The sequence below is a fragment of the Larkinella sp. genome, from assembly GCF_965227735.1.
GTDB lineage: Bacteria > Bacteroidota > Bacteroidia > Cytophagales > Spirosomataceae > Larkinella.
Window position 1 is genome coordinate 5,903,760 of record NZ_OZ245776.1, and the last position, 25,844, is coordinate 5,929,603.

Below are 25,844 nucleotides of genomic sequence, written 5' to 3' on the forward strand. Positions count from 1 at the left end.
TCATGACGCTTTCCATTACCGAATACGGCCTCATCCGGCGCATCCGGGATTTTCCGGATCGGACGAATTCGCTGACGGAATTGTTTCTGGCTGATGTCGCCTTTGAAGCCCTCAAAAACTTCGTGACCGACAACGAGGCTGATGCAGTGATGACGTTTTTTCTGCAACGGGGCCGGGAGTGCATTCGGGTGAAAAACTACGTCGGTTTGCTCGAAACCAGCGACGGAACCCAGCTTGAGATTTTACCCAAAAACGTCGGCGAAGAACCCGACGCGGCCCGGACGGCCCTGCTGCGGATGCTGCTTCACCTGCGCAACAGCCCGTTTCGGGCCGTCGAATCAGTGCGGCTGGGCATCAGCCGCCTGCCGTTGTGGGAAGTGTTTATCGCGATGTTTCTGGACGAAGTGACCCCGCTCCTGACGCGGGGTTTGCAGAAGGCGTATGTGTCGCAAACCCGAAACCAGCGGTTTTTGAAAGGGAAGCTGGAACTGGCGGAGCAGATCCGGCAAAACCGCCACCACGCCGAGCGTATGATCGTAACGTTCGATGAGCAAACGACGAACCTGCCCCCCAACCGCCTGCTGAAATCCGCGCTGGCATTCGTGCAGACCCGCGCCCGGACGATTCCCAACCAGAGCCGCATTCGTCAAATGCTGTTTGCGATGGAAGACATCCCGCCGTCGGACCGGATTGCGGACGATCTGCGGGCCGTTGCGATGGGAAACCGGCTTTTTGCTCACTACCAACCGGCTTTGCGCTGGGCCGAAGCCCTGCTGAGTGGCCGCGCTTTTGGCCTGGCGGCTGGCAAACACCTGAATCTGGCGCTCCTGTTTCCGATGGAACGGGTTTTTGAAGACTACGTGGCGGCCGGTTTTAAACGGTATGTCACCACGGGCGACGTCGTGGTTCAGGAATCGTCGCAGCACCTGATCGATAACCACAGCGGACTGCGGAAATTTAAACTGCGCCCGGATCTGATTCTGCGTCAGAACGGCGTAACGACGGTTCTGGATACCAAATGGAAACGAATCGATGCCATGAATACCGCCGGAAATTACGGCATCGATCAAGCCGATCTGTATCAATTATACGCCTACGGCAAAAAATACGGAGCTTCGGAACTGGTGCTGATTTACCCTTCCAACGCGCTTTTTCATAAACCGCTCGACCTCTTCGGCTACGACGAAACCCTGCACCTGCGCGTCGTTCCGTTCGATGTCAACGTGCCGCTGGAGGAAGCAGTTTTGAACGTAATGATGAATGATGAACGATGAACGATGAATGAGTTGACGCGTATAATTCATAACTCATAACTCATAATTCATAACTCATTACTATCTTACGCCCTCCTAAATAACCTCAATCTTCCTAAATGCCACTTCTACTCACCTTTCTGGGCATTCTGGCCCTGGTATTTCTGATCGCTTTTGTCAAGATCGATACGTTCATTTCGTTCGTTCTGGTGTCGCTCGCCATTGGGCTGGCGTCGGGAATGGATGTGGCGGCTGTTGGCAAATCCATCCAGACGGGCATCGGCGGAACACTGGGCGAGCTGGTTCTGATCGTCGGCTTTGGAGCCATGCTGGGTCGACTGGTTGCCGAAAGCGGAGCCGCCATGCGGATTACCAACGTCCTGATCAAAATATTTGGGGTCAAAAACCTGCGTTGGGGGCTGGCCCTGGCCGGTTTTATCATCGGGATTCCGCTGTTCTACAACGCCGGTTTTATCATCGTTTTTCCGCTCATCGTCACGATTACGGCTTCGTCGGGTTTGCCGATGATGACCGTGGCCGTTCCAATGCTGGCGGCTTTGTCGGTGGCCCACGGCTACCTGCCTCCGCACCCGTCGCCCGCGGCCATTGCCGGGCAGTTGGGTGCTAACATTGGCCGAACCTTGATTTACGGGATCATCGTTTCGATTCCGGCGATTGTGATTGCGGGGCCAATTTTCGGGAAAACCCTGTCGAAATACCAGCCCAAAATTGACCGGGAACTTTTCAATGTCAAAGTGATTCCCGAAGACCAGTTGCCCAGTGCGGGTATCAGCTTTTTCGTAGCCCTGTTGCCGGTTCTGTTGCTGACGCTGACCGGCCCCCTGAAGGCGGTTTTCACGGAAGGTTCTGCTGGTCATCAGGTCGTTACGCTGCTGGCCGAGCCGTATATCGGGATGTTGTTGTCGGTGCTGGTGGCGGTGTATACGCTGGGGATTCAGCGGGGGCAGACGATGAAAGTGGTCATGAAAGACCTCGAAGAAGCCATCAAAGCCGCATCGCCGGTCTTGCTGGTCATTGCCGGGGCCGGGGCGTTGAAGCAGATTTTTATCGACAGCGGAACGAGCAAATACATCGGCTTTATGTTGCAGGGCGTAGATATTTCACCCTTGTTGCTGGGTTGGGGCATTGCCGCTGTCATCCGGGTTTGTGTGGGTTCGGCCACCGTTGCGGGCCTGACAACCGTTGGGATCATTCTGCCGCTGATTCAGGGAAACCCCAACATCAAACCGGAACTGATGGTGCTGGCCATTGGCTCCGGCAGCCTGATGATGTCGCACCTAAACGATGGCGGTTTTTGGCTTTTCAAGGAATATTTTAACCTGAGCATTAAAGAAACGCTGCAAACCTGGACCGTCATGGAAACAATTGTCTCGATTGTGGGACTGTTGGGCGTTTTAGCATTAAATTTGGTGGTTTAAAGACGGTTTTCAGTTTTTGGTTTACGGTTTTCGGTGGCTGACGCAAGCTGTCCACGAATGCGTCAGCCACCGAAAACCGTAAACCAAAAACTGAAAACCAACTAGTTTATATGGAATATACCTCGCACATGTATCTGAACAGCGGGCCTGAACCCGATGAAAACTTAACATTCGGCCCTGAGCCTGACCATCTCGCAGAACCTGCTCTTATGACTCCTGACGAAAAATTCGCCCAACTCGGGCTGACCCTGCCGCCCGCGCCGAAGCCGATGGGCGTGTACAAACCGTGTTTGATTGTCGACAAATTCGTCTACGTTTCCGGTCATGGGCCGGTGAAAAACGACGGAAGCCGCATCATTGGCCGCATTGGGGCCGACATGAACATCGACGAAGGCAAACTGGCGGCCCAGCAGGTTGGCCTGACCATTCTGGCGACGCTGAAAGCCAAGTTTGGCACCCTGAACAAAATCAAACGCGTCATTAAAACGCTGGGCATGGTGAATGCAACGGAGGACTTTGAGCGGCATCCATTCGTCATCAACGGCTGTAGTGAGCTTTTTGTGGCGGTTTGGGGAGACGACAACGGCGTCGGTGTTCGCTCGGCGGTGGGCATGGGCACGTTGCCGGAGAATATTCCGGTCGAAATTGAAGTGATGTTCGAACTGGCGGACTAAAACCCTGACAGCGGCCCCAAGGCCCTGTCAGCGGTTTGAGTCCGCCAGTTCAAAATACGAGTTAACGCGAACTATGAGATGATGCCCTTGCCTAACAGTTGTTTAAGTGCCAGCGGCACGTAATGTTACTAGCAAATCGGTATTTTAAAAGTTCCAGGCGTGCCGGAGGTACGCAACTAAGCCTACATCGCGTACCTCCGGCACGCCTGGAACTTTTAAAATACCGATTTGCTAGTAACATCTGACCCCTCCGGGGTCAATAATCTCATAGCTCACGTGAGTTTCTATTTACTAATCCCCGTTCAAACCGCTGACAGGGCCTTGGGGCCGCTGTCAGGGTTTAGAGCTTTTACTACATGGATGAATACCTGGTTCATAACGTTCAGTTGATCGATTCTCCGGCGCTGCTGGTTTATCCCGAGCGCATTGCCGACAACATCAAAACGATGCTGGAGATGGTGGATGGCGATGCCGACAAGCTGATTCCGCACGTTAAAACGCATAAAATGGCGGAAGTTGCCAAAATGCAGGTCGAAGCGGGCATCACCAAATTCAAATGTGCCACCATCGCCGAAGCCGAAATGCTGGCCGATACCGGGGCGCGGCACGTCCTGATTTCTTACCAACTGACCGGACCGAAACTCCGGAGGTTTTGCGAACTGGTGCAGGCTTACAACTGGGTCGAATGGGCGTCGCTGGTGGATAACCTGGCGTCGGCGGAGGAACTGGCGCGGGAGTTTGAGAAAACCGTTCACAAACCGGTGATTTACATCGACGTAAACCTCGGCATGAACCGGACGGGCCATGTCGTCGATGACGAGCTGGAAGCTTTGTACCGGCAGTTGAAAGCCGATGACCGGCTGGACCTGCGCGGTTTTCATGGCTACGATGGTCACATTCGGGATGCTGACGTGGCACTTCGCCAGATTCATGCCGATGCCGCCATCAAACCGCTGGAATTGCTGGCCGACAAGCTGGAAGAAGAAGGGCAACCGCGCCCGATCATGGTGGTGGGGGGAACGCCGACTTTTTCCAACCATGCCCACCGCCCCAACGTCTGGTGCAGCCCCGGAACCTGCCTGTTGTGGGATTGGGGCTACGGCGATTTACTGACCGAACAGCACTTTCAGTGGGCCGCCCTGCTGATCACCCGCGTGGTGTCAAAACCGGCACCGGGTGTGGTGACCACCGATCTGGGACACAAAGCCGTAGCGGCCGAAAATCCGTTGGCGAAACGGGTCAAGTTTCTGAACCTGACGGGCTACGAACTCACCGGACAAAGCGAAGAACACCTCGTTTTGCAGGTTGAAAACTGGGATGCGATTCAGGTTGGTGATGTGTTGTACGGCGTTCCGTATCACATTTGCCCCACAGTGGCGCTGCACGACGAAGCCCAGGTGATTCTGAATGGCGAAACCACCGGTCGCTGGGCCATCGAAGCCCGCAAACGCCGGATTACATATTAACGCTCTGTAACCAACTCCCTAACCTGACACAACTTGATCATGCGTACATTCCCTATTCTCCTGCTCACCTTCATGTGGCTGGCTCTAACCCCGTCGAAACCGGTTCGCGTTGTTTTTTTTGGTGATTCCATTACGCAGGCGGGTGTGAAGCCCGGCGGCTACATCACCCGCATTGGCGACATGCTGAAGAAACAGAACCTGTCGAATGAGTATGAACTGGTGGGTGCCGGCATTGGTGGAAACAAAATTTACGACCTGTTTCTGCGCATGGATGAGGACGTGCTGGCCAAACAGCCGACGGTTACTTTTGTGTATGTGGGCGTGAATGACGTCTGGCACAAACGCACCTACGGCACCGGCACCGACCCCGACAAGTTTGTGAAGTTCTACGATGCGGTGATCAAAAAACTACAGGCGGCTGGCAGCAAGGTTATTCTCTGCACACCCGCAGTCATTGGCGAAAAAACCGATTTCTCCAACGATCAGGATGGGGATTTGCAACACTATTCGACGCTGATCCGCGACCTGGCCGCCCGTCACAATTTGCCCCTCTGCGATCTGCGGAAGGCTTTTCTGGCCTATAACCTGAAAAACAACCCCACCAATGCTGAAAAAGGCATTCTGACCACTGACCGGGTGCATTTGAACGATACCGGGAATCAGTTGGTGGCCGACGAAATGTACAAACTGATGGTGAGTGCGAAATAAAAATGGTTGGTAAAAAAGGGAAATACATCCTGTTCGGACTCGTGGCTTTGCTGGTGGTCTACATGGTCTATGAGGCTGGCTCAGAACCCGGAATCAATGACTTGAAAGGAACCTACCGGGAAGTGGCGATGTACCGGAATGAAAACAATACCGGCCCCATCGTTCGGATTTATGCCGTAACGGTGAAGGATACACTCTGGGAGGAAATGCGGCAATACGGCGATTTTATGCTGTATACCAAATACGGAACAACCAAAGTTTATTTCTTTCCGGAAGATCGACCCGCGCCCGCGCAGGTTTTTCCGAAGCGGCCCCATTTTGATAAAAAGTTTGAATCGTCCTGTCTGGCGGTGTATGAGAAAGACGCGATGAGCCAGGTGACTTTTCGCAAGCTACCGTTTACTCAGCAAACCGCCGAGGACAGGCACGAATTGATCGTGGGGGCAAAATAGTAGAGGGGCGCTACGATGCGTACGGTAACAAAAGACCCGGTTGATCGGCAAACGCTGACCAACCGGGTTTGTTTTTTACGATGGTGTGGATATGGTTTCAATGGATTACACTTCAAACGGCAGGTCGTATTCTTTAATGATGGGTTTGGAGGAGCGGGTTTTGACTTCCACTTTGGCTTTCAGCGGAAAACCCAGCACCAGCGAATTTTTGATGTATTGATCGTCATGAACCATCCAGGAATAGCTTTCCAGCAGGTACTCATCGACTCCCGCTTTGTGCGCCTGATACGCCAGACGTTCCACAAACAGGGGTTCGTAGTTGATGATGGTGCCCATATAGATGACCTGAATGCCGGGTCGTGACTCGTTGCCCAGTTCCGTACAACCGAGAACGGCGATTTTCAGCGATGAACCGTCTTCGAGGTCTTTAACCGCCCATTCATCGATCACGGTTTTTACATTAGCCATTGTTGCGTTGTTTTGCGTTAAACGATGGCTCAAAAGTAGGGCAGGAGGCATGAGTCAGGCCACCCTGATTTAATAACTGGGGGTTTTTGATGAATAACGGGTGGAAATCGGAAACCCGGGGTTTTGTTCGAAACGAAAGAAGCTAAACCGATGAATTTTCCGGCAAAAGCACCCTCAACAAGCCCGGCGCAATCTCGGCGGTTATTTCCCGGATGCGACCCCGGTATTCGCCGTCGATCTGAAAATAGGCTTTCCGTTTGGTAACGATGTGAACGGCGGTGGCCGGGAATATTTCGATGTGTTTGGGATCGAACGGGCGGAAGTGGATGAACATCCGGAAAATGGCCAGCAACGACAGTTTGCGGATCACCACCACCTCAAATTTGCCGTCGGCCACGTCGCCGTCGGGATTGATCACCGCCCCGGTGCCATACATGCGGGCGTTGGCCAGCACCACCATGAAAGCCGCCCGGTGCACCACCTCATTGCCGGTGTTGATCTGAATACGCAGCAGCCGTCGTCGCATCAGCACCCGCAACACGCCCCGCGCATACCCGAGTTTGCCGCGCATCTTGCCTTCTTCGAAATACTTTACCAATTGGGCGTTCATCCCGATGTCGCTCAGGTGCAGGCAGTGTTCGGTGCCGTTGATGCCAATCAGGTCGATCGGTTTTTCGACCCCGTTGACCACCACCTCCAGGCTTTCTTCGAGCGTCGACGGAATGCCCAGTTCTTTGGCCATGCCGTTGGCCGAGCCCGCCGGGAGAATACCCATCGGCAGGTTGGCGGTCAGGGCGTGTTCGGCCACGAATTTGATGGTGCCGTCGCCACCCACAGCCACCAGGCGGTCGGGCTGGTAGGATTCGATGAGTTTGGGGAGTTCCTTGTCGTCGTTTTTACCATCCAGGATGAACAGGTTAGCCGAATGCGGTTGTGTTTCGAAGAAAGAAAGAATGCCTGATTCCCAGGTCGATTTGTCCTGTCCGCCGGAAATCGGGTTGATGGCGAACAGAAATTTTAACTTTTTAGCTTCCGGCATGTTCCTGAATTAGTTTGCAGGGATTGGGTGTTCCTTTTCCTTCTTTCGATATTCGTTATTCAGTGTTCAACATTCGATATTCCTTAGTTTTTAATATTGAATAATGAATATTGAACAGCGAATAATGAAAGTGGAAAACAAGAAAACAAAACACCAGATTGATTAACTATCTGTAATAAACAAAGAATGAAGGCAAGTGGCGGAATAAAAGATAAAATCTTAACGTGGCTCCGAATTTCGGACAAGCCCGTGGTGAAAGTGTACCGGGGTTATGTCCACCAGCAGAAGGTCGTGGTATTTGGTCATGTGTTGCGGGTGAGCCCGATGCCCCGCCAGAAATACCGGCAGAATTTATGGATCAACACCTTTGCGTTGCTGCGCCTTTTCATGATGCGGCCGGTTTCGGGCGCGACCGTCAAAGTCAGCGGTATTCCGGAAGATGTTCGGTTTGTGACGGAGAAAGACGGTTTTTTTCGGCTGGAATGGACACCCGACGAACCGTTGATGCCCGGCTGGCATCCGGTGAAAGTCGATCTGATCACGGCCAACCTCGGTCCGGAAGACCCGGTTGTAACGGGGCAGGGCGAGGTCTACCGCCCGCATGCGACGCAGTTTGGCATTGTTTCAGACATCGACGATACATTTCTGATTTCGCACTCGTCCAACCTCCGCAAGCGGCTCCATGTTTTGCTGACCGAAAACGCCCACAGCCGCGATCCGTTTGAGGATGTGGTGACGCATTACCAACTGCTGGCGCGCGCCGGAACGGCAGGCAATGCGACGAACCCGTTTTTCTACGTGTCGAGCAGTGAATGGAATCTGTACGACTACATTCTGACGTTCTGCGAAAAGAATGACATGCCCAACGGGATTTATCTCCTGAGCCAGATCAAACGGTTTCGCGAAGTCTGGAAAACCGGTCAGAATAAGCACGTTACCAAATTTGCCCGGATTGTCCGGATTCTGGAAGCGTTTCCGGAGATGAAATTTGTGCTGCTGGGCGACGATACGCAGGAAGATCCCAACATCTACAGTTCATTGGTTTCCCATTTTCCGCATCAAATCCGCTGTGTGTATCTGCGCCGGGTTCACAAGCAGAATGGCGTTCGAACCCAGGAATTTGTCGACCAGATTGTTGCGGCCGGGGTGCCATGCTGTTATTTTAGCCACAGTTCCGAAGCCATCCGGCATTCGGAAACCGCTGGATTGGTGGAGATGAAAACGTAGAATTTCTCAACGCTTTTCAATGGCTGTTTCCTTCGTCATAAGCCGGTCGCCAGATCGAGGGTCAGGATTCCTTCATCGGTGTTATTCAGTTGTCTGATTAATTCGCCTTTGGTGTTCCAGATGGCTGACTGGCCGACACTTTCAAAGTTGTCACAAGGCCCCACGCAGTTGGAAACCAAAACCGTCATGGCGTAGGTTTGGGCTATTGTCGACAGCGTTTCGCTGGCTTTTTCCATGCCAGAGGCCGACTTCGCTACGCTGGCGATGTAGATTGCTGCGCCGTTTTGAAAGGCATTTCCCGAATGCTCCGGAACCGACAATTCATAGCAAATGGCGAGGGCTATATCGGCTTTTTCACCCAGAAAATGGAGGGTACTCTGGCCGCTGACAAAAAACGGTTCTTCATCCGCGTGCAAGTACTTTTTTGAATACAGGTGCCGGGGCTGATGCGGTTGGAAAATCAGCAGACTGATCCAGACGCCCTTTTCGCTTCGGATCGGGATGCCAACGCCAATCGTAATCTGGTGGGCGTCGCTGCTGGTTTGAAAAACGTCGAACCGGCTATCGTCCGGGGTTGTGGCCAGGTCGGCGGCCAGTTCCGGTTCGTAGCCGGTTAGGGAGAGTTCCGGAAAAATGAGGAGGTCGACACCGTCGGAAACCGCAAGGTCGATGAGCCTTTGGTGGTTGGCAAGGTTGCGCGGAATGTCACCTTTGACGGGGCGGGTCTGGGCTACACCGATTTTCATGGCAGAACTGGTTTTTTTGACAATTTAATGGGGTTCGGGCGAACCCGTTTGGGCTTCCCATTCCAAAATTTGTTTTTTGGTGGCCAGTCCCCGCCAGCTCAGTTCCAGGATTTCAGCCAGCAATTTCCGGTCGTACGGATGAATCCACATGCAGATATAAGGGTAGCCTTTGAAGTGATCCGGGAGATGAAAAATCTCGGGATGACTGTCGAGGTAGGCATCCCGGATGGCAAAATCGAGCCGAATGGGGATAAATTCGCCGGATTCGTGCAACCGGCACATCAGTTTACCCCGCACCTTGATGGAGGGCGTATTTTCGTGCGAGACGCTTTCTTCAGTTCCCGGAAACCGGAGCGCCACCGTTCGTACGGGTTCGAAATCCGAAGGATTGAAATGGACGGTTCTGGTTTTCATTTTCAGGGCTGAATGTCAGTTGTGAATCAAAATTACGCCAACCCACAAGGTGAGAAACTAAGCACAAAGACCGCTATCTTTACCAACTGACAAGATAACAAAAAACCGCTCCTGAGTAAACATGAAATTCAACTTTACGCTAGCGCTGATGGCCCTCAGTTTTGCCTTCGCCGGTTGTGAAACCAAACCTGGCGCGTTGCCCCTCGTCGGCACCTGGGAACTGATTTCGGCCACGGCCACCGAAAAGGATTCGACGTTTTCGACGTTTAATCCGAAGCAGAAAATGATCAAGATTATCAATTCCACCCATTTCGCTTTCCTCAACCACGCCCTGCCGACGGAAAAAGACTCGGCGGCTCCGGCATTCACGGCAGGCGGAGGCAGCTACACCCTGGTAGACAGCGTGTATACCGAACACCTGGAGTATTTCATTGACAAAGCGTGGGAAAATCACAAATTCGAATTTGTGGTGCAACTACACGGGGATACGCTGATTCAAAAAGGCGTTGAAAAACTGGAGAAGTTGGGAATTGACCGGATCATTGTGGAGAAATACCGCCGGGTTACGAAGGAATAGCGTTTGCAGAACCGTTAGCCGGTTTTGGGATGCGTTTTACAAATCGTAGGTGAAGTTAAAGAAAATGCCAGTCTGGCCCTGCCGGTTGACGGAGTAGCTGATGCGCCCCACGATGTTGTAGAACGTGGCCACGTCCAGTGCCACCCCTCCGCCGTAGAGCCACGAATTGGCCAGCCGACTGTTGTATTCCTGCGCCAGCGTGCTGTTGACGTAGCCCATATCGCCAAACAGACTGACGTACAACGCCAGCGGAAGGGTGTTGAACTGCTTCATCGGCATCCAACGGATGTGTTTCCGAACGTTCAGCAACTGGTATTTCAGCGTGTTGCGAACCAGTCCATACCGTTGTCCATCGATCACATACAATTCGTAGCCCCGCACAAAATCCGACAAATAGCCTAAACCGCGCAGGTTGGTATACGGCTGACGCTCGGGCCACGAAAGTTTGCCCCGTACGCTGTTGCTGGCGTAGAATTTTGCGCCCAGTGGCCAGTAGCGGGTATAACTCGCCATAACTTCAAACAACCGTACATTGTCGGACGGCAGAAGTCCGTATTGATTGGCTGTCAGGTTGAGGTAATGTCCCCGCAATGGATAGGCCACGGCATCGCGCCGGTCGTGCGTGAAGAGGTAACTCAGCAGAAAATACCGCTGTTTGGTCTGGCCATTCAGAAAATAGTCGGGGTTCAGCCGGGCCACGGTATCGGCAATCGAATTGCGGACCAACCGGAGTTCCAGGCGGTGGAAGTTGTAGAACTGGTTCCGGCGGGTCAGGATGACATTGGTGAAAAACCGGTCGCGCATCAAATCCTCGCTCCGGAAATACACCAGTTTATCGAGCGCCGAGCGGTAAGCCACTTCCTTGTTGGTCTGGTAGGATGCGCCAAAACTGATGCCGGTTTTCTGCGCCTTGTCAATGTAAGGAAGCGAGTAGACAACCTGCGTTCGGCGCGTAAAACCAAATTCAAAAATGGCGTTGATTTTATCGGCATTGCCGGTCACATTTTTGTAGTTCAGCCGCGCCCCGTAAATCGTTCGGCGGAAGCTGCGGCCCCGTTCATACCACCACTCGTTGAAGTTGCGGTCGGCCAGGTCGAAAACCGGGATCACAAAAACGTACCAGCGTTCTTTCAGATTGATTTCGATTTCGATTTCGTTCGCGCTGACTTCTTTAGCCGTCACCTCGACGGTGATAAACAGGTTGGTGTTGGTGACTTTTCGCTGGTCCCAGGCCAGCTTTTCGGTCAATTGCGGCCTTGGGATAGTATCACCGGCTTTTACTTCCAGTTCGCGCAGGATGATGCGCTCCCGCGTCCGGTGGTTTCCGTGAATGTGGACTGATCGAACTACCCAATAACCGCGCTGCACGGTATCGGCAACGGCGGCTGGTTTTGCCGTCGAATCTGCAAAAGACAACGTCCAGAAAAGTAACGATAGTAGCATTAAACGTGCGTCATTGACGAGGGCATCTTCAAAAGTACCGCAATAAAAAAATAGGTAAAAACAATCTTCGAATCTTGCAACAAAATCCTTATTATTGTCAGAATCGAGTCCTTTTTTGGCTCTTCCGCTAACCTAAACACATCTCTTCCCGTCGTTTTTCTTATGAAAGAAAAGCCCCATTTACGTTTCTGGCAAATCTGGAACATGAGTTTTGGATTTCTGGGTATTCAGTACGGCTTTGGTTTACAGCAGGCCAACATGAGTCCCATTTTCCGGTATCTCAACGCCGAAGAATCCGCCATTCCCATCCTCTGGCTGGCGGGTCCCGTCACCGGTTTGCTGGTGCAGCCCATCATCGGCGCGATGAGCGACCGGACATGGTCTAAACGCTGGGGACGTCGAAAACCGTATTTCCTCGTGGGCGCACTCATCACCAGTTTTGCCTTGATCATGATGCCCAACTCGTCGGCGCTCTGGATGGCCGCCAGCCTGATGTGGCTGCTCGATGCGGGATTGAACATCACGATGGAGCCGTTTCGGGCGTTTATTGGCGACAAATTAAACAACCAGCAACGGAATCTGGGGTTTGCCGTTCAGAGTTTCTTTGTCGGGTTCGGGCAGACGCTGGCCAATCTGATGCCGTTCATTCTGCCATTTTTTGGCATCGCCGTGGCGGCTACCGGGGCCAACCTGATCCCCGACTTTGTCAAATACTCTTTTTACATCGGTGGTGTTGCGATTCTGGGAGCGGTAATCTGGACGATGTATACGACCACGGAGTATCCGCCCGAAAACCTGGAGGAGTTTGAGCGGATGAAAAAAGAGAAGCGGGGCGTTTTTCACGCGTTTGCTGAAGTATTCGATGCTTTTCGCCACATGCCTGCCACCATGAAGCAGCTTTGGTGGGTAAAATTCTTTACCTGGTACGGTTTGCCGCTGATGTGGCAGTATCTGTCGCTGGCCATTGCCCGCCATGCCTTCGATGCGCCGGATGCGAAAATCAATCCTGAAGGGTTCGCCAAAGGGCTGGAATGGAGTAACCTGTGTTTCGCCCTCTTCAACGTCGGCTGTTTCGGAATCTCGTTTTTGCTGCCGCCCATTGCCAACCGGCTGGGTCGTCGCAGCACCCACGCGGTTTTCCTGACCATCGGCGGTTTGGGGTTTCTGTCGATGCTGTTTTCGCACGACAAATACATTTTCCTCGTCGGCATGACGCTGGTTGGCCTGGCCTGGGGCTCCATCATGTCGATGCCCTACGTCATGCTTTCCACCTCCGTTCCCAAAGAGCGGATGGGCGTTTACATGGGACTGTTCAACGGTTTTATCGTTGTTCCGCAGATTATCAACAACATGACAATTGGTTTTTTGTACGAAACCGTCTTGAACAGCGATCCGCGTAATGCACTGGCGCTCTGTGGGGTTTGCCTGATTCTGGCCGCCGGAGCCTGCTTTCTGGTGAAGGAAACCAATCAGGCCGAAGAAGCGGCCTTTCCCCTGGGGGCCGGAGGGCATTGATGAAACCAGACAAGAGAGGTGAGACAAGAGAGTAAAGACCAATCCATTCGCAGGTGTCTCACTTCTCTTGTCTCACCTCTCTTGTCTAATTTATCTATTTCAAATCCGCCAGCTTGCTCAGGTCGATGTCTTCGAGCGTGCCTTTGATTTTGCTCATTTCAACGCCATTGCCTTTGGCGGTTACGATGAAACGATTGTTGATCAATACCGCAATTTCGCCGTTTTTGCTTTCGTTGTCGTATTTTTCGTAGGCTTTGTAATCACCAAACTTGGTGGTTTTTTCGTAGCCGTTTTCGGTTTCCTTGTCCACTTCGATAATCGACCAGGCGGCCAGGCCCATCAAAGCACCGGTTCCGCCCGCATCGACGATGTTCACTTCGATGGATTGGCTGTCGTCGTCGTTGCGGTATTCACCTTTGGCAGTGGAGATATTGAAACCGGCCATGCCGTTTTTCTCGCCGGTGGCTTCTTTGCGGGCCAAACCGTCGGCATCGGCGGGGAGCATTTCTTTGAGTTTGCGGAAATCGACGGTTTCGACGGGGCCATTTTTCTGCATTTCTTCCGCCTGGTCGGCCATTTTTTTCAGCGCATCGACGCTTTCGCTGGCCGAAATCGAGGTCCCGTCATCGTCCGATGATTCGGCTTTTTCTTCTTCTTTGTTGCCACCGCAGCCCATCAACAGCGTAGCCGCCAGCAAGAAAACGGGTACTGATTGGATCAGTTTCATTCGTAGTTTGGATTGGTTTAGTCAAGAGTTTATGCCCCAACCGGTTTATGCCGGAGGAGTTGAAGCAAAGAAAGAAGGTTTCTGTTTACAACGTATTCATTATTGAGTCATCGGTAAGAAATCGCTGGCAGCTACCGGTTTTTTCCGGAACTCTGGAGAGACGCCTGTTTCCGGAAACTGACCACCAATAAATAAATACCGGCCAGCACGGCTGGAATGCTCAGGATTTGACCCATATTGAGGGCCAGCGTTTTTTCAAACTCGACCTGATCTTCTTTCAGGAATTCATAGAAAAACCGCAGGCCAAATACCCCGATCAGGAAGATGCCGAGCAGACTGCCCCGGGGTGTATTCTGTTTGTAGCGGTTCCAGAACCAGAACAGAAAGAGGCAGATGAAGAGGCACGAAATGGCTTCGTACAATTGCGCCGGATGGCGGGGAATCTGTAGGTACTCTGTGTTGTTAACAAAGACGAATCCCCAGGGCACATCGGTGGGGCGGCCAACAATCTCGGAGTTCATCAGATTACCCAGTCGGATGAAACAGCCGCCCAGGGCTACGGCGATCACGATGCGGTCGGTCACCCAGAGGAACGTCTGCTGGGTCGCCAGGCTGGATTTCCGGCGGGAGTAGAGCCACAAACCGGTGAGAATGCCGACGGTGGCACCGTGGCTAGCCAGTCCGCGGTAGGGGGGGAGAATCACCTCCAGTGGGTTTTTGAACAGAACTTCGGGCTCGTAGAACAGGAAATGACCAATTCGGGCGCCGAGAACGGTGGCAATGACCATATAAAGCGTCAGGGCGTCGATGTCACTAATGGGTTTGCCTTCGCGTTTGAAGATGTAGAGCATGATTTGCTGGCCCAGCAGAAAACCGAGGGCGAACAGAAGACCATACCAGCGAACGGAGAAAGAGCCGATAGAAAACAATTCGGGATTAACGTCCCAGATGATGTAGGAGAGCATTCGATTTCGTGACGTGTTAAAAAATAGACCCGCATCGGCGGCTCAGGGTTTGAGTTCTGCGGCCCGACTGGCTGGTTGAAGAGCCTGCCCGGCGCGGATTGCAAGCAAAGATAGAAAAGATTTTAGGAAGGACTTGTTATCTATTATGAAAACCGTGTTGATTGGTTTCGTTCGATTTTACCAGGGTGCCCTCTCGCCCTACCTGCCCAATTCGTGCCGGTATACGCCGACCTGCTCGCAGTACATGATTGAAGCCGTGCAGAAATACGGCGCTTTGAAAGGCGGGGAACTGGGGTTGAAGCGCATTGCGCGCTGTCATCCGTGGGGCGGCAGCGGCTACGATCCGGTTCCCTGATGGCCGTCGAAATCGGGAGAGGGCTGACATTTTGTCGCAAAATCCGGGGTAGCCTGATTATTGATCGGGGTGGCTGGCGACGGTTACCGGCGCAAAAACGACTACTGATTGACAACCATGGAAATAACGGCAGATAACCGATTGAGACGATTGATTGTGGTGGGAGACCGGGTGCTGGTGAAACCCAAAAACCCGAGTGAACGCACCAACAGCGGTTTGTATTTACCACCGACCGTAACGGAAAAAGAACAGGTTCAGAGCGGCTACGTCATCAAAGTGGGGCCGGGGTATCCGATTCCTTCGCCGTCGGAAGAGGAACCCTGGAAGGAAACCGAGGAAAAAGTAAAATACATGCCGCTTCAGGCGCTGGAAGGCGATCTGGCCATCTACCTCCAGCGAAACGCCATCGAACTGGAATACGAAGGTGAAAAATACTGCATCGTTCCGCAGTCGGCTATTCTGTTGCTGGAACGTTCCGAAAACCTCTTCGATTAAAAAAGGGTTATGGGTAGTGAGCCGAAACAGAGGCTCTTCAAACCCTTGACGGTATGCAGATGGTATGGTTGATGGGGCTGCTGCTCAGCATGACCCTGGTTGGAGCCATGGAAAATAACGGTTTTCAAAAGAAATCCCTGAAAACCGTACTGGACGAGAAGCGGAACGACCGGCGCATTTTGCTGGTGTATGGAACTGATCCGGCGCAACCTGCTTTTTTGCAGCAGCAAAAAATCCTGCAAACTGAAAAAGCGGGCCTGGATGAACGCGACCTGGATGTGATCATGCTGACTGCCGCCGAACTGCCGGAAACCGACCGGCAGTTTCTGACCAAAAATGCGTTTCAGTTAACCCCCTCCGACGTTTTCAAAGGCTGGCTCATCGGCAAAGACGGCGGGGTGAAACACACGTTCAAAAAACCGATCAAACCCGGCGAGGTATTCCGCATCATCGACAGCATGTCCATGCGGCAGGCGGAGACCCGGAGACAGTAGGAAACCCGGCTTTCAATTTGCTACCCGGAACGTGGATGTTACATCAAATTCAATTGCACGACGACCGACAGGAACTGATAACAACCCGCTTTGATTTTGGTAAATTCGTCGGATAAACCGGCAAACTGGCTGGGAATGGCCTTGTAGCGGCCGAATTGGGATTCTCCACACGGAAGTGGTGTGGCTGAAACGCAGGTAGAACGGTCGCAAATCAGGTCCGTATGCAGGCGCGTAAACCACACTTTCAGCCGGTTCAGGCTCTGTTGGTAATCGAAGGCGCGCTGGCGCAGATTCTGGTGGTTGAATTGCTCCAGGACATCATCCAGGAGGGTCATCAACTGCTCAATTTCCTGTTCGTAGCTCGTCAGGGTAAGGGCCCACCGCTTGTTTTCGGAATGACAATTTTCCAGTTGATACATTTCCAGATCGGCAATCGAGTTCTTTAGCGGTTCCATCGTATTCATATTTTCCGTAAAGCTGCCGCTTCGCCCGGACCTTCGCCATGACATTCGTCAGTTTTTGACGTGAGGATTGTTAATTCGCGGTCAAACAGAGATCAGCCGGTTGGCTAACGGATCTCATTCCCGGGTGGTCATTTCCGGACGACTTTTGTGTCATCAATTATTCCTTACGACGATGAACACGAAACTCGCTTTTCCCGCCCATTCTGTTACCGATCAACCTGCTCCTTTAAACTGGCGTACCCGGTATAACCGTGCCATCAATGTTCTGGAAACCGGCGATTACCGGTTTACGGTCATGGTGGCCCTGCTGATTCTCCAGAGTTGCGTCATAACGCCGGCTTCGCTGCTGGTTTTTCAATATTTTGATTTCGGTTACAGTGACATTTTCGCGGGAATCGCGGTGGTCAGTTTCTTCGGCGTATTGGTTTCCAACCTGGGCTTGTTGTCCGTACGGTTCTGTGTTCAGCTTTTTACCGTTAACCTGCTGGTTCACATTGCGATGGTAGCGGTCCATTTCCTGCGCTGAGTATTTCCTGCCACGGCTTTGGCAAATGGCTCGCTGAATTCCACCATTCGCAAACGTCTGGATAGCTGTCAATAAAAAAGCCCCCTGACCTTTTGGTGCGATCAGGGGGCTTTGTTGTTCGGCCGGTTAAATGAACGGCTGCGGTTGCGGGGTTTGGATGTTTACCGCCGACTTGATCCGGTTTTGGAGTTCCAGATCCAGAATTCGGGCGTATTCCGTCCACTCCTGATCAGCAGCCGTAAAGTCATCCCCTCTTTCTTTTTCATCCGCTTTGTAATGCTTCTCGGCATCTTTAACGTAAGCAGCCGCCAGGTTGATGGCATAAGCATACATTTTCTGAATCTCATCGAACGAAAGGTCACTTAGATTTTTCATGGGTTTATGTCTGGTATACGTTCTTAACTACCGGACACCACGAAATGTTAAGCCAACCTTTACGTCGGTTTCTTAATTCAGCTTATCGGGGCCGATGGGGGCAGGTACGGCATTTTTGACCGGTTTGGTGCTTTTCAGGTACTGAAAAACCGCCTGAATGTCTTCTTCCGCCATATCGGTGTAGTTGAACCAGGGCATGGGAGGCAACAGCGGCCTCGCCGTGGCAATGCCCTTGGATTTGCCCTTGGTCAGCGCCGTTTTGAATTGCTGGTAGGTCCAGGTGCCGATTCCGGTGGCGTCGGACGTGAGGTTAGCCGCAAAACTAACGCCCCAGGGACCAACGGCCGACGTTCCATCGGGACCAAACAGCATCCAGCCATTTTTCAGGGCTTCCGGCACCACTTTCCCAACCGGCCGACCAGCCGGATAACCGGATAAATGCAATTCCGGAATGACCTCCGGCCCCTGAGCCCCCATGCGTTTGGGAGAGTGACAGTCCTGACAGCCCAGAATGCCAACCAGGTATTTTCCACGTTTGATCGTGGCTTCATCCGATTGGGGGGTGATTCTATTGTTTTTTTTGGGCGTGTCTTCATTTTTCGTAAAACCGGATAAAAGAGACACGCAAAGAAGGGCAATGGGCAATACCGTCAAGTGAAGGTTTTTCATATAATGCATCGGATGGATTATGATCTTGAAAAAGAGACGAACAGGAATCGGCTGAACGGATGATCGTTACTGCATCATCATCAATCCCTCGAGGCTCACCTGAATGTCGTCGCCCACTTGTTTAATGGTGTATTGCATCGGATAGTAACCCGCCTTGGCAAACTTGGCAGGAACCGGCACAGCCTTGGCGAGATTGGGTTTGTTTTTCAAAAATTCGTGCGCAACCATCGGTTCGATAAAGGTGACTTTGCCGTCGTAGGAACCGAAAATAAGCGTTTCGGTAAACTTACCTGTACCCGCCAGTTCGGGGGAGGCAGGGTTGGCCCAGTGAACACCCATTTCCGGCACCCCGGCTGGCAGGCGAATGTAGTTGCTGGGCAAATACCCGGCAGCAGGCAGATTGTCGAATTTCGCTTTGGCGGCTTCGTAAACCGGAATCGCTTTCCGCTCGGCCAGGGGCTGCATGTAGAAGTGCATGTCGAAATGGCCCACATCATAGACGCCCGGAGGTTCGTGTCCGGTGTGCAGGTAATCGAGCATGATGTGATCGAAAGGCGTTTTGCCGACGGCTTCGGTCGGCAGGCTCAGCACCAGGGCTACTCCACCGTGAGGCAGGTTATCCAGTGCCCCTTTGGTGAGCGTGAATCCAATGGCAGTAGGTGTATTGTCGGACGTAAATTTCACCCAGGAATAGGCTTTGCCATTGCCCAGTGCCTGTTCGGTTCCTTTGTAGGTCGGGGCAACCGCAACCGTGTCGTCGTTGTCGCCACAGCCCGTCAAAAAGAGCAGGGCCAGCATCGGAAGTGTAAAAAGTTTTTTCATGCAATAGTGAGCTGTTTTTTTTTAGTTGAGAATAAATACCCCTACTGTTTCGACGCGCTGGGATACGCAACAAAATTGGGAATTTGTGACAGGATACGGTTAGCTCAAAACAGACATTCTTTATCTCATTTTGGACAAAACAGGTTCCAGCGGGCGAAATGGCCCTATTTTCGTTTCGCGTTGCGAACGCAACGGCTTCATGGAGGAGGGCCGGACAAGCCTGATTTTAGGGTTGGGAGAGTGCAGGATCTTAGCATTCTAGTGGCGTATGTTACCATTTTTGGTAGTATTGGTTACATTGGCACCTGAATTGTTTGAGTATTTTAAAATTTATGAGTAAAATTACTCTAACGTGTAACTTTAAAATCAACTAGCCCTCCGTTTCCCATGTTTGAATCCATTCGCTCATACCTTCGATTGAGACGACTTGCCAAAGCTTTGCATGAATCCCAAGACAATCAGTACACCAATCAAATTGACGCTATGCGGGCCTGTAACCGCTTGTTTCGCGACGGCGGAAAAGAATTCTCAGTTGTAAAGCATAAAAGTGAAACCCTTTTCTGGGTGGTCTCCAAAAAGTCGGCGGAAGCCCTGATAAAAGAAGGACACCAGATTTTAAAACCGTATAAATAAAGGGTAATTACTTACCAATTGGTATGTTTTAACCAGGAAAACCGGCCGGATGTCTTGCCTTACCGCAACTTCTCATTATCGAGGTGCCGGTTTGCATCCCGGCTGGTTTTTTTTTCCAGATTTTTTTGAAAAGCCGCCGTTAAGTCAACACCGGTTTGGTTGGCCAGGCAGATCAAAACCCAGAGAACATCGGCCATTTCGTCGCCGAGATCCTTGTCTTTATCGGATTCTTTTTCCGATTGTTCACCATACCGGCGGGCGATGATCCGGGCCACTTCACCGACTTCTTCGGTGAGCATGGCCATATTGGTGAGTTCGTTAAAGTAGCGGACACCGATGGTTTTAATCCATTCATCGACCGTGTCCTGGGCTTCGTGTAGTGTCATAAGATGGGTAGGCAATGCCCCGTAAAGTTCCAGCAGTCGTTGCGAAGGCCAAGCCTGGCGGAGTATGGTCTGCAAATCTAGGCGTTTTTGAGCAAGACGCCCACGCAAATTTATCCGTAAATAATACCAATTTCTGTAGGAATCGGTTAAGTTTGCTCCTCTTCTGTCTTTACTGGTTAGTTTGCAAACGACTGATGAACGCCCGCTCCGACACCCCGAACGACCTGCTGCACTGGAATGCTTTCCGGGAGGGAAGCGAGTCGGCTTTTGCGGCATTGTATTCGGCGCATTACCGGCATCTGATCAACTACGGCCGACGGTTTGGGGCCGACCAGGCCACCGCCGAAGATGCGATTCACGACGTGTTCATCGACCTGTGGAAGTATCGCCAGACGCTGACGCAACCACAATCCGTTCAATCTTATTTGCTGAAAGCATTCCGCAACCGATTGGTGACCCAACTCGCCGAGCGGCAGCGCCGGTTTTCTGAAACCGATGTGGAAGAACAATTCGGTCTGTTGCCAGCCGAGCCTTCGGCCGAAGACCGGCTGCTGGAGGACAAACTGAATCAGGAACAGCACGAACACATGCAAAGCGCCTTCACGACCTTATCGCCCCGGCAGCAGGAAATCCTGTATTTGCGGTATTTCACGGATTTGAGTTACGATGACATCTGCGCTGTGATGGGCATCACCTACAACACCGCCCGGACGCAATTGTATCAGGCCCTAACTGCCCTCCGCAAACGTCTGCAGACCAACTGGCCGGTTTTATTGCTCCTGCTGGGACTGTTTATGAATCGCTGATTCATTTTTTTTACAAATTTTTCCTCCGTTCATACTACAAAGCTTCCGGTTTCTGCTCTTACCGTTGATTGATCCTTCAACACGGCATGAAACCGCAGGAATACTACGCTAACCTTGACTCCATTGACCTCGCCCGGGACCCCGACTTTCAGGCGTGGATAGTTGCCCCAACGTCAGAAACTAATCGGTTCTGGGAGTCGGTGAAAGCCCTCTATCCACAGCAGCAAAGCACCATCGAGCAGGCCCGGTTGCTGGTGATTGGTCTGGAGTCTACCTGGCAGGTATTGCCCGAAAGCGCCGTAATGGATTCTTTTCAACGACTCCGCCAGAAACAGCTTGCCCGGCAACCCGAACCGAAGCGGGTGTTTTTCAGACCGGTTTTTTACCGGTATGCGGCCGCCGTCACCCTGCTGTTGCTGGCGGGTATGGGCTGGTGGTTGTATAAAGGAAAGACTTCACCGATTGAGTACAAAACCGCTTACGGCCAGATTCAGACGGTGACGTTGCCGGATGGTTCGGTTGTGACGCTGAATGCTAATTCCATTTTGCAGATGTCGGGCGACTGGCAGACCGAAGGGCGCCGGGAGGTGCGGCTGACGGGTGAAGCATTCTTTGACGTCAGCAAAAAACCGATGGGCCGACGGATGCCGTTCGTGGTGCATACCGGTGCTGCCGATGTGGTGGTGCTGGGCACGCGCTTCAACGTAAACACCCGCCGGACCCGCACGCAGGTGGTCTTGCAGGAAGGAAAAGTGAAGCTGGCATTGCAGCAGCAACCCGATGTGATGATGCAGCCGGGTGATCTGGTGGAAACGACGGGCGGAAAAACCGCCCTCCGCCGGCAGCGGGTCGATGCCGGGCGCTATGTGGCCTGGCGCGACAATTTGCTGGTGCTGGAAGAGGAACGTCTGGCCGAAATTGTCCAGCGATTGAATGATGAGTACGGGCTCACCGTCTCAATTACCAACAAAAACCTGCTCAATGAACCCTTTACGGGATCGGTACCGGCCAACAAACCGGAGCTATTGATTCGGCTGATTGCCGAGACCTTTCGCTTGCGAATTGATAAACAGGACAATCAAATCGTTTTATCCAATTACAAAAATGAATAAATCCCTACCAACCCGAATCCGACTGGCGATTTTGGGCCTGTGGTGTCTGACGACCACGGCTGAAGCGCAGATGCTGGCATCGAACACGATTCCCCGGCATCCCCATTTGATACAGGAATTTCCCCGGAATGCCCGAAACGGCAATCCAACGGTCCGGTCGCTGAGTGACGTGCTGCGCGATCTGGAAAAGAAATATGGCATCAAGTTCGCTTTTCAACGGAAAACCCTGCGCGACAAAACCGTGAGCCTGCCGTTGCCCGCTACGGCCGACCGGGAAGCGGTTTTGAAAGCGGTTTTGAAACCTAACAACCTGACTTTCCGCAAAGTCGATGATTATTATTATGTGATTGTCGACGCGGACGAGGCATCGAGCCGGTTGGCTCCGTTTGTTGCGCCCCTGGAAACCAGCCAGCTGGTGCAGTCGCGGACGGGAACCATACCGGACGAACGCCTGGATCTTGCCGTTACATCGGCCCTGCTGATGCGGCAACCGGTAGAAGTCACCATTCAGGAGCGCCGGGTGACGGGCCGCGTCACGGCGGAGGAAACAGCCGACGGTTTGCCGGGGGTCAGCGTGGCGCTGAAAGGCACCACCCGCGGTACGACGACCGACGCATCCGGTAATTTTGCCTTTTCGGTACCGACGGAAGGCGGAACGCTGGTGTTCAGTTTTATCGGCTACGGAACGCAGGAAATACCGCTGGGCAGCCAGTCGACGATCAATGTAACGCTGAAACCGTCGGATCAGACGCTGAACGAGATTGTGGTGGTAGGGTATGGAACGCAGCAAAAGCGGGACGTAACCGGTTCGATTGCGTCGATCAGTACGAAAGATATCAAAGACCAGCCCGTTCCAAATGTTGTGGAAGGGTTGACGGGCCGGTTGCCGGGTGTACTGATTCAGCAAAGTACAGGTGCGCCGGGCAACAGTCCCTCCATCAAAATCCGGGGGCTGGGGTCGATCAGTGCCGGCAACGGGCCGCTGGTCGTCATCGACGGGCAACCGCTGAACTCGGGCGATCTGGCCAATGGCGGGGGATTGAACCTGCTGAATCCCAACGATATCGACAAGATCGACATCCTGAAAGATGCTTCGGCGACGGCTATTTACGGTTCGCGGGGAGCCAACGGGGTGGTGGTCGTCACGACCAAACGCGGCAAATCGGGTCAGGCGCGGTTGAACTTCGATTACTACACCGGCGTTCAGCAGATTACCAAGAAAATGGACATGCTGAATTCGCAGCAGTTTGCCGAGTTCTCGAAAGAAGCTTTCAACAATGCCTACCTCCAGCGGGTACCCGGTGCCACCATTACCGATCCCAACAGCGCCCGTCCGGCGGGTCAGCGGTATCGCTATCCGCGCGGGGAATTTGCCGGGGTTAATTTTGATGATCCGGGCAGTTTGCCAACCTACGATTACCAGGATATGATTTTTCAGAATGCGCCCATCAGCAACTACCAGTTGACAGCGTCGGGGGGCAGCGAAAAGGTACAATACATGGTGTCGGGCAATTACCTGAAGCAGGATGGCGTCGTCAAACGTTCGGGAATCGACCGGTATACCGTCCGGACCAACATCGATGCCGAGATTACGTCGTACCTGAAAATGGGCATCAGCCTGAGTCCGTCGTTTTCGGTGGAAGATCAGGTCAATACCGACCGGCACTGGGCCGACAACGGAATTATCAATTCCGCTCTGAGTCTGCCGCCGTTTATTCCGATTTATCAGCCGGGAACGACGGTTTATAATTCGCAGGCTTTCTATGCCGCCCCCTACGACTGGCCGGGCATTACCAATCCGGTCGCCAACATCTTCGAAATCGATAATAAGCTCCGGACCACGCGTTTGCTGGGCAATGCCTACGCCGAGGTGAAATTGCCGCTGGGAATCCTGTATCGGGGAACGATTGGGGCCGATATCCGGCATGTGCGGCAGAATTATTACCGCACATCGGCACTGCCGCTGAACCAGTTACTGCCACCAACGGCCAATCTGGCGTATGCTGAAAACCTCCAGGAACTGAACTGGGTGACCAACCATACCTTAAATTATACGAAGCAAATTGGCGAAACACACCGCTTTGAAGTGCTGGTCGGTTTGGAAAGTCAGAAGAATGATTTTGAACGCAACCGGATTGATGCCAATAACTTCCCGAACGACCTGGTTCGGACGGTGAATGCCGGTACGATCATTGGAACCCAGGCGGGCCGCAACTTCCGGGATCAGTGGTCGCTGGCATCGTATTTTGGCCGTGTTGCCTATTCCTTCAAAGACCGTTATCTGGTTAATGCGTCTTTCCGGCGCGATGGCTCGTCGCGGTTTGGCATGAACAGCCGCTGGGGTACGTTCCCCTCCGCTTCGGTGGGCTGGCGCGTATCGGAAGAGTCTTTCCTGAAAAACAACCGCGTCATTTCGGAACTGAAACTCAAAGCCAGCTACGGGATTTCTGGAAACAATGCCTTTACCAGCAACTACCCGTCGCTGGGGCTGTTGGGTCCGGACAATTACGTGCTGGGGAACGCACTGGCCAACGGTCTGGCGGTCAGCTCCATCGGGAACGACAACCTGACGTGGGAAAAAAGCCGGCAAACCGACATCGGGCTTGAACTGGGCGTGCTCAGTAACCGCATTTTCCTGACGATGGATTACTACAAACGCATCACGACCGATCTGTTGCTGGCCGTACAGGTTCCTACGTTGACCGGTTTTTCATCGGCCGTCCGAAACATTGGTAAAGTCGAGAACAAAGGGCTTGAAGTAGCCTTGAACACCCGGAACCTGACGGGCGCCTTTAGCTGGACGACGGATCTGAATTTCTCGTTCAACCGCAATACCGTGCTGGCACTCGGACCCACCGGCGACCCCATCCGTAGTGGAACGGGCGTCGGCGAGTCGAACATCACCATGATTGGCGAACCGCTGGGCAGCTTCTTCGGTTATCGGCAAATCGGTGTGTTCCGCGACCGGGCCGACCTGGATTCGTATCCCCACTTTGCCGATTCGCAGCCGGGTGATGTCAAATTTGAAGACGTGAACGGCGACGGAAAAGTGGATGCCAACGACCGGACGTTGATTGGCAACAACCAGCCGGATTTCATTTACGGTATGACCAATACATTCAGTTTCAAAGGATTCGATCTGGGTATTGTGGTTCAGGGCGTTCAGGGGTCGACCATTCTGAATCTGTCCCGCCGGTTTTACGAAAACCTCGAAGGAAATGCCAACTCCCTGACCACGGCACTCAACCGCTGGCGGTCACCGGAGCAACCCGGCGATGGCACCACACCCCGCGCCAACACGCGCACAACGGGTAACAACAACGCCATTTCGTCGCGCTGGGTCGAAGATGCCAGTTACTTCCGCATCCGGAACATTACGCTGGGCTACAACATCCCGAAAACGCTGATCCAGCGCGTGAAGGTGCAAAGTCTGCGGTTGTATGGCGGGGTGCAAAACGTGCTGACGGTTTCGAAATACCTGGGCTACAATCCGGAAGTGAGCGGCTATGAAGGTCCGCTGACCGGCGGAGTCGACTACGGCAGCTACCCGTTGGCCCGTACCTACACAATTGGCGTAAACATTGGTCTTTAATC

The 25,844-nt window shown here is 52.8% G+C and carries 29 protein-coding genes; 17 read left to right on the top strand and 12 right to left on the bottom strand.

Translation table 11 applies throughout. The features are described 5' to 3' along the window. Window positions 1-2: 2 nt before the first annotated feature. The 6 genes from ACO064_RS23105 to ACO064_RS23130 all read left to right on the top strand — a co-directional run bounded on the left by ACO064_RS23105 (window position 3) and on the right by ACO064_RS23130 (window position 5,992). Window positions 3-1,274 carry an McrC family protein gene (locus ACO064_RS23105; protein ID WP_421829576.1) on the top strand — a complete coding sequence of 424 codons (1,272 nt, stop codon included), beginning with the start codon at window positions 3-5 and terminating at the stop codon, window positions 1,272-1,274. A 98-nt stretch (window positions 1,275-1,372) separates the two neighbouring features. Beyond that, window positions 1,373-2,692, top strand: a complete 1,320-nt coding sequence (locus ACO064_RS23110) for a gluconate:H+ symporter (RefSeq protein WP_114409372.1) — start codon at window positions 1,373-1,375, stop codon at window positions 2,690-2,692. Between the two features lie 209 nt (window positions 2,693-2,901). Continuing rightward, a complete protein-coding gene (locus tag ACO064_RS23115; RefSeq protein WP_421829577.1) occupies window positions 2,902-3,366 on the top strand; it encodes a RidA family protein in 465 nt (154 codons plus the stop codon). 356 nt (window positions 3,367-3,722) lie between these two features. Continuing rightward, window positions 3,723-4,832 (top strand): D-TA family PLP-dependent enzyme, encoded by a 1,110-nt coding sequence (locus ACO064_RS23120; RefSeq protein ID WP_421829578.1) that lies wholly within the window; start codon window positions 3,723-3,725, stop codon window positions 4,830-4,832. Between the two features lie 39 nt (window positions 4,833-4,871). Then, the gene (locus ACO064_RS23125) at window positions 4,872-5,540 is read left to right on the top strand and encodes an SGNH/GDSL hydrolase family protein (protein ID WP_421829579.1); all 669 of its coding nucleotides are present in this window, start codon (window positions 4,872-4,874) and stop codon (window positions 5,538-5,540) included. A 2-nt stretch (window positions 5,541-5,542) separates the two neighbouring features. Then, complete coding sequence (locus ACO064_RS23130) at window positions 5,543-5,992, top strand: hypothetical protein (RefSeq protein WP_421829580.1); 450 nt, start codon at window positions 5,543-5,545, stop codon at window positions 5,990-5,992. A gap of 105 nt (window positions 5,993-6,097) precedes the next feature. On the opposite strand, the gene ACO064_RS23135 is transcribed toward ACO064_RS23130, so the two are convergent. Next, a complete protein-coding gene (locus tag ACO064_RS23135; protein ID WP_114409367.1) occupies window positions 6,098-6,460 on the bottom strand; it encodes a hypothetical protein in 363 nt (120 codons plus the stop codon). A 142-nt stretch (window positions 6,461-6,602) separates the two neighbouring features. Further along, window positions 6,603-7,499, bottom strand: coding sequence for a diacylglycerol/lipid kinase family protein (locus ACO064_RS23140; protein ID WP_421829582.1), 897 nt, complete (start codon window positions 7,497-7,499; stop codon window positions 6,603-6,605). Between the two features lie 186 nt (window positions 7,500-7,685). On the opposite strand from ACO064_RS23140, the gene ACO064_RS23145 reads away from it, so the two are divergent. Further along, window positions 7,686-8,726 (top strand): App1 family protein, encoded by a 1,041-nt coding sequence (locus ACO064_RS23145; RefSeq protein WP_421829583.1) that lies wholly within the window; start codon window positions 7,686-7,688, stop codon window positions 8,724-8,726. A 35-nt stretch (window positions 8,727-8,761) separates the two neighbouring features. Here ACO064_RS23145 and ACO064_RS23150 read toward each other — a convergent pair whose 3' ends face one another. Next, window positions 8,762-9,472, bottom strand: coding sequence for a carbon-nitrogen hydrolase family protein (locus ACO064_RS23150; RefSeq protein WP_421829584.1), 711 nt, complete (start codon window positions 9,470-9,472; stop codon window positions 8,762-8,764). A 24-nt stretch (window positions 9,473-9,496) separates the two neighbouring features. Further along, on the bottom strand, window positions 9,497-9,886 hold the full coding sequence (locus ACO064_RS23155; protein WP_421829585.1) for a hypothetical protein: 390 nt from the start codon (window positions 9,884-9,886) through the stop codon (window positions 9,497-9,499). 121 nt (window positions 9,887-10,007) lie between these two features. Between ACO064_RS23155 and ACO064_RS23160 the strand changes: the two genes are divergently transcribed. Next, window positions 10,008-10,463 carry a hypothetical protein gene (locus ACO064_RS23160; RefSeq protein ID WP_421829586.1) on the top strand — a complete coding sequence of 152 codons (456 nt, stop codon included), beginning with the start codon at window positions 10,008-10,010 and terminating at the stop codon, window positions 10,461-10,463. 36 nt (window positions 10,464-10,499) lie between these two features. Here ACO064_RS23160 and ACO064_RS23165 read toward each other — a convergent pair whose 3' ends face one another. Then, window positions 10,500-11,906, bottom strand: a complete 1,407-nt coding sequence (locus tag ACO064_RS23165; RefSeq protein ID WP_421829587.1) for a BamA/TamA family outer membrane protein — start codon at window positions 11,904-11,906, stop codon at window positions 10,500-10,502. A gap of 204 nt (window positions 11,907-12,110) precedes the next feature. Between ACO064_RS23165 and ACO064_RS23170 the strand changes: the two genes are divergently transcribed. Further along, window positions 12,111-13,421: an MFS transporter gene (locus ACO064_RS23170; RefSeq protein WP_421829588.1), complete on the top strand. Its 1,311-nt coding sequence runs from the start codon at window positions 12,111-12,113 to the stop codon at window positions 13,419-13,421. Window positions 13,422-13,515: 94 nt separating this feature from the next. Here the strand turns inward: ACO064_RS23170 and ACO064_RS23175 are convergent, their stop codons facing one another. Both ACO064_RS23175 and lgt read right to left on the bottom strand, forming a co-directional pair. Then, window positions 13,516-14,148 carry a transposase gene (locus ACO064_RS23175; RefSeq protein ID WP_421829589.1) on the bottom strand — a complete coding sequence of 211 codons (633 nt, stop codon included), beginning with the start codon at window positions 14,146-14,148 and terminating at the stop codon, window positions 13,516-13,518. Between the two features lie 131 nt (window positions 14,149-14,279). Beyond that, window positions 14,280-15,113: a prolipoprotein diacylglyceryl transferase gene (gene lgt, locus ACO064_RS23180; RefSeq protein WP_421829590.1), complete on the bottom strand. Its 834-nt coding sequence runs from the start codon at window positions 15,111-15,113 to the stop codon at window positions 14,280-14,282. A 145-nt stretch (window positions 15,114-15,258) separates the two neighbouring features. Between lgt and yidD the strand changes: the two genes are divergently transcribed. From yidD to ACO064_RS23195, 3 genes are all read left to right on the top strand, one after another. Then, window positions 15,259-15,468, top strand: coding sequence for a membrane protein insertion efficiency factor YidD (gene yidD / locus ACO064_RS23185; RefSeq protein ID WP_222930262.1), 210 nt, complete (start codon window positions 15,259-15,261; stop codon window positions 15,466-15,468). A 117-nt stretch (window positions 15,469-15,585) separates the two neighbouring features. Continuing rightward, window positions 15,586-15,963, top strand: a complete 378-nt coding sequence (locus ACO064_RS23190; RefSeq protein ID WP_138989479.1) for a co-chaperone GroES — start codon at window positions 15,586-15,588, stop codon at window positions 15,961-15,963. 53 nt (window positions 15,964-16,016) lie between these two features. After that, entirely contained in the window at window positions 16,017-16,457 is a 441-nt protein-coding gene (locus tag ACO064_RS23195) for a DUF4174 domain-containing protein (RefSeq protein WP_421829591.1), read from the top strand. Between the two features lie 38 nt (window positions 16,458-16,495). Here the strand turns inward: ACO064_RS23195 and ACO064_RS23200 are convergent, their stop codons facing one another. Further along, the gene (locus ACO064_RS23200) at window positions 16,496-16,912 is read right to left on the bottom strand and encodes a hypothetical protein (protein WP_421829592.1); all 417 of its coding nucleotides are present in this window, start codon (window positions 16,910-16,912) and stop codon (window positions 16,496-16,498) included. Between the two features lie 181 nt (window positions 16,913-17,093). Here ACO064_RS23200 and ACO064_RS23205 point away from each other — a divergent pair, with 181 nt between their 5' ends. Beyond that, entirely contained in the window at window positions 17,094-17,447 is a 354-nt protein-coding gene (locus ACO064_RS23205) for a hypothetical protein (protein WP_421829593.1), read from the top strand. 126 nt (window positions 17,448-17,573) lie between these two features. Here ACO064_RS23205 and ACO064_RS23210 read toward each other — a convergent pair whose 3' ends face one another. From ACO064_RS23210 to ACO064_RS23220, 3 genes are all read right to left on the bottom strand, one after another. After that, window positions 17,574-17,822, bottom strand: a complete 249-nt coding sequence (locus ACO064_RS23210; protein WP_421829594.1) for a hypothetical protein — start codon at window positions 17,820-17,822, stop codon at window positions 17,574-17,576. A gap of 72 nt (window positions 17,823-17,894) precedes the next feature. Beyond that, window positions 17,895-18,491, bottom strand: a complete 597-nt coding sequence (locus tag ACO064_RS23215; RefSeq protein ID WP_421829595.1) for a diheme cytochrome c-553 — start codon at window positions 18,489-18,491, stop codon at window positions 17,895-17,897. A gap of 66 nt (window positions 18,492-18,557) precedes the next feature. Then, entirely contained in the window at window positions 18,558-19,313 is a 756-nt protein-coding gene (locus tag ACO064_RS23220) for a DUF5602 domain-containing protein (protein WP_421829596.1), read from the bottom strand. Between the two features lie 387 nt (window positions 19,314-19,700). Here ACO064_RS23220 and ACO064_RS23225 point away from each other — a divergent pair, with 387 nt between their 5' ends. Further along, entirely contained in the window at window positions 19,701-19,946 is a 246-nt protein-coding gene (locus ACO064_RS23225) for a hypothetical protein (RefSeq protein ID WP_133299792.1), read from the top strand. Between the two features lie 59 nt (window positions 19,947-20,005). On the opposite strand, the gene ACO064_RS23230 is transcribed toward ACO064_RS23225, so the two are convergent. Then, entirely contained in the window at window positions 20,006-20,332 is a 327-nt protein-coding gene (locus ACO064_RS23230; RefSeq protein WP_421829597.1) for a nucleotide pyrophosphohydrolase, read from the bottom strand. A 194-nt stretch (window positions 20,333-20,526) separates the two neighbouring features. On the opposite strand from ACO064_RS23230, the gene ACO064_RS23235 reads away from it, so the two are divergent. The 3 genes from ACO064_RS23235 to ACO064_RS23245 all read left to right on the top strand — a co-directional run bounded on the left by ACO064_RS23235 (window position 20,527) and on the right by ACO064_RS23245 (window position 25,842). Continuing rightward, complete coding sequence (locus ACO064_RS23235; protein WP_421829598.1) at window positions 20,527-21,138, top strand: RNA polymerase sigma factor; 612 nt, start codon at window positions 20,527-20,529, stop codon at window positions 21,136-21,138. An 86-nt stretch (window positions 21,139-21,224) separates the two neighbouring features. Further along, window positions 21,225-22,250: a FecR family protein gene (locus ACO064_RS23240; protein ID WP_421829599.1), complete on the top strand. Its 1,026-nt coding sequence runs from the start codon at window positions 21,225-21,227 to the stop codon at window positions 22,248-22,250. Then, entirely contained in the window at window positions 22,243-25,842 is a 3,600-nt protein-coding gene (locus ACO064_RS23245) for a SusC/RagA family TonB-linked outer membrane protein (protein WP_421829600.1), read from the top strand. The genes ACO064_RS23240 and ACO064_RS23245 overlap by 8 nt, the downstream gene beginning before the upstream one ends. Window positions 25,843-25,844 lie beyond the last annotated feature (2 nt).